This window comes from Actinoallomurus oryzae (assembly GCF_039541955.1).
GTDB lineage: Bacteria > Actinomycetota > Actinomycetes > Streptosporangiales > Streptosporangiaceae > Actinoallomurus > Actinoallomurus oryzae.
The window spans coordinates 1-4130 of record NZ_BAABHF010000032.1 but is presented as its reverse complement, the minus strand read 5'-3'; the positions used below and the strand labels follow the sequence as shown (position 1 = coordinate 4130).

At 72.1% G+C, this 4130-nt stretch carries 1 protein-coding gene; it reads left to right on the top strand.

Going from position 1 to position 4130, the window contains the following annotated elements:
• The coding region (locus ABEA10_RS27945; protein ID WP_345468959.1) for an AAA family ATPase at positions 1 to 4130 on the top strand (4130 nt) is incomplete at both ends.

Below are 4130 nucleotides of genomic sequence, written 5' to 3'. Positions count from 1 at the left end.
TCGCGGTTGGTGGGGCGTGATGGTGAGGTCGCGGCGCTGGAGGCGGCGTTCGAGGAGTCGTTGGCGGGCCGGTGCCGTGGCGTGCTGGTCGCGGGGGTGCCGGGGGTGGGGAAGACGGCGCTGGTGGATGAGCTGCGGCCGGTGGTGACGGGTCGGGACGGCTGGTTCGTGGCGGGCAAGTTCGATCAGTATCGGCGGGATCTGGAGTTCGATGCGGTGCGGCAGGCGTTTCGGGCGTTGGGGCGGTTGTTGCTGGCCGAGCCGGAGGATGAGCTGGCCGAGGTTCGGCGGAGGATTTTGCGGGAGGTGGGGTCGAACGCGGGGTTGTTGATCACGGTGGTGCCGGAGTTCGCGGCGTTGTTGGGGGTGCGGCCGGATCCGGGGGATCCGCTGACGACGCAGGTGCGGGCGCAGCGGATGGCGGTGGATGTGTTGCGCGTGGTGGCGTCGAGGAAGCGGCCGGTGGTGGTGTTCATCGATGACCTGCAGTGGGCGGGGCGGACGCCGGTGGGGTTTGTGGAGATGGTGTTGAGTGAGGAGTCCGCCGAGGGGGTTTTGCTGGTGGGGGCGTATCGGGAGGGGGGTGTGGAGGCGACTCATCCGCTGGCGGGGCCGTTGTCGCGGTGGCGGGAGCGGCCCGAGGTGCGGCATCTGCGGCTGGCGAACCTGCCGAGGTCGGCCACTACTGAGATGGTCGCGGAGATGTTGCATGTCGAGCCGGTCAGAGCGGCGGGTCTGGCGGAGGTGATCGGCCCGTACACGTCCGGTAATCCGTACGAGACGGTTGAGTTGCTCAACACCTTGCGCAGCGGTGGTGTGTTGGCGGCGACGGCCGCCGGGTGGCGGTGGGACGCGCCGGCCGTGGACACTCACCTGGGCCGATGCGATGTCGCCGGCCTGTCGGCGGCGCGGTTCGAAACCATGTCGGCGCCGTCGCGGCAGGTGGTGGAGGCGATGGCATGCCTGGGCGGGCGCGTCGAGACGCACCTGTTGCGGGCGGCCGTCGACGAGTCGGCGGAAGTGGTGGAAGAGGCGCTGGCGCCCGCTTTGGAGGGTGGGCTGCTGGTGATCGAGCCTGGGGTGCGTCAGGCGGTGCGGTTTCGGCATGACCGGATCAGGGAGGTGATCCTGGGCGGGCTGGATCCGTCGCGGCGGCGTTCTTTGCGGCTGGTGTTGGCGCGGCGGCTCGCCGCGGTGCCGGAGTGGTTCGCGGTCGCGGCGGAGCAGTATCTGCCGGTGGTCGAGGCGGTCGATGATCCCGCGGAGCGGCGCCGGGTGGTGGAGCTGTTGCGGCGGACAGCCGACCAGGCGGTCCTGATCGGTGACTACGCGCTGGTCAACGCGCTGCTGACAGCGGCGCTGCGGCTGATCGACCCGGGCGAGACCGCCACGCTGACCCAGGTGCACACCGGCCGCCACTCCGCCCTGTACGGCCTCGGGCGCCTGGACGAGGCGGACGAGGAATACCGCGTGATCGCCCGACTGTGCGACAGCGCCACCGAGCGGGCGGAGGCGACATGCGTGCAGGTGAGAAGCCTGACCAACCGGAACCGCATCGCGGAGGCGATCGGTCTGGGCATCGAGTCGCTGCGCGAGTGCGGCATCCCCGTCCCGGCGGCGGACCGCCTCCCCGCCGAACTCGACCACCAGTTCCACTATCTGTACCGGTGGCTGGATCACACCGAAACGGCCGACGACGTGGCTCGGCCGGACATCGCCGACCCCACCCTGCTCGCCGCGGCCGATCTGCTGACCGCGATCATGCCGGCGACCTACTTCGCCGCCGACTCCGCCACCTTGTCGTGGCTGAGCATGGAGGCGTTGCGGATCTGGATCGAACACGGCCCGGCCCGCGCCCTGCTCGCCCCCGCGAGCCACGCCGCCCTGTACCCCGTGTTGCTGCGTGACGACTACGCCGCCGGGTACCAGGCGATTCGGCGGATCCTGACGCTGGGCGAGGCCCGCGGCCACGAGCCCGACACTTCGCGGGCGCGGTTCGTGTTCGCCGTCATCGGCAGTTGGTTCGAGCCGATCGAGAACACCGTCCGAGCGGCCCGGCAGGCCCGCGAGGGGCTGATCGCGGGAGGCGACCTGACCCACGCCGGCTACACCTACTACCCGGCCGTGGGAGGCCTGCTGGACAGCGCGCCCTCGCTGGAGGACTGCGTCACCGAGACGAACGCGGGGCTGGCCTTCGTGTGGCGTACCGGCAACGAACAGACCGGCCAGCTGCTCGACAGCTACCGGTGGCTGCTCGGGGTGCTGCGCGGCGAAGGCGCCGGCGCGGCCGGTGAGCCGGCGCCCGACGGATACACCGGCAACCGGATGGCGCTTCTCTACGCTCACGTCAACCACGCGATCGCGGCCGCCGTCTTCGGTGATCTGGCCGGCCTGGCCCGGCACACCGCCGCGGCGATGCCGCTGCTGCCGATCGCGCCGGGCATCTACCCGGCCGACCTGACGCGCCTGTTGCGTGGACTGGCCCTCGCCTGGCAGGCCCGTGGCACCCACGGCGGCGAACGTGACCGGCTGCTGTCCGAACTGGAGGAGGTGACGCGGTGGCTGGCCGCCCGCGCCGCGGACGCACCGGCGAACCTCCTGCACCTGATGCGGTTCGTCGAGGCCGAGCGCGCCTGGGCGATCGGCGACTTCCGCGCCGCGGCCATCGCCTTCGACGCCGCGCGGCACGAGGTCGCCGAGCGCCGGCGCCCCTGGCACCAGGCGCTGATCGCCGAGCGTGCGGCCCGCTTCTACCTCGCCCACGGCGTCGAACACGCCGGCTATGACCTTCTCCTCGAAGCGCGCCGCGAGTACCTCGCATGGGGCGCCACCGCGAAGGTCGCCCAGCTCGACTGGGCGTACCCGCGTCTGCGGCCACAAGGCGAGACGACCGCCGGGCGGCACGGCGAGGTGCCCGGCGATGACGTCCATCAGCGGGCCGCCGTTCCGACCGGGACCCTCGACCTGCTCGGCATCCTGTCCGCGTCGCAGGCGCTGAGCTCGGAGACCGGCGTCGAGCGGCTGCACGCCCGCGTGGTCCGGGTGCTCAGCGCGATGACCGGCGCCACCGGCGTACACCTGCCGCTGTGGAGCGAGGACCGGCACGGCTGGTCCCTGCCGGCCCCGGGCGGCGGCACCACCGTGCTCAGCGGAACCGGCCACGAACGAGCGCTCCCGATGTCGGTGCTGCGGTACGCGCGGCGCACCGGTGAGCCGCTGGTGGTGGGTGACGCCACCCGCGACGACCGCTTCGCCCGCGACCCCTACTTCTCCGACGTGACCTTCTGCTCGCTGCTGGCCGTGCCGATCCTCAGCCGTGACACGCTGCGGGCGGTGCTGTTGCTGGAGAACCGCCTCATCCGCGGAGCGTTCACGGCCGAGCGGCTCGACGCCGTCAAGCTCATCGCGGGGCAGCTCGCGGTGTCGCTGGACAACGCCCATCTGTACGCGGAGTTCCGCCGGATCGCCGATGAGCAGGCGGCGCTGCGGCGGGTGGCGACGCTGGTCGCCCGCGGCGTGGCGCCGGAGTCGATGTTCACGGCGGTGGCCGAAGAGGTCACCACGCTCATCGGCGCCGACGACACGGCGATCGTCCGGTTCGAACCGGACGGGGAGACGACGGTGATGGGAGGCACCGCGCTCCCGCACTCCCGACCGGGTTCGCGCGGCAGGCTTCCTCCAGACTCGGCCCTGGCCGCCGTCCAGGCGACGGGTCGTGTGGCCCGCCGCGACCTGGACGACCCGCGGCAAGCGAACCTCCCCGACACCACGATGCCGGGATCCGGCTCCGAGGTCGCCGGTCCGATCGTGGTGGAGGGCCGGGTCTGGGGCGCGATCGGCGTCGGCTCGGGACGCGAACCGCTGCCCCAGGACACCGAGCAACGACTGGCCGACTTCACCGAACTCGTCGCGACCGCCATCGCCAACGCCGCCAGCCGCAACGAACTCACCAACTCCCGCATGCGCATCGTCGCCGCCGCCGACCAGGCACGCCGCCGGATCGAACGCGACCTGCACGACGGCGCCCAGCAACGCCTGGTCTCCCTGACCCTGCGCATACGCGCCGCACAAGCGGCCGCACCCCCACACCTCACCGAACTCGTCACCGAACTCGACGACCTCGCCGCCGA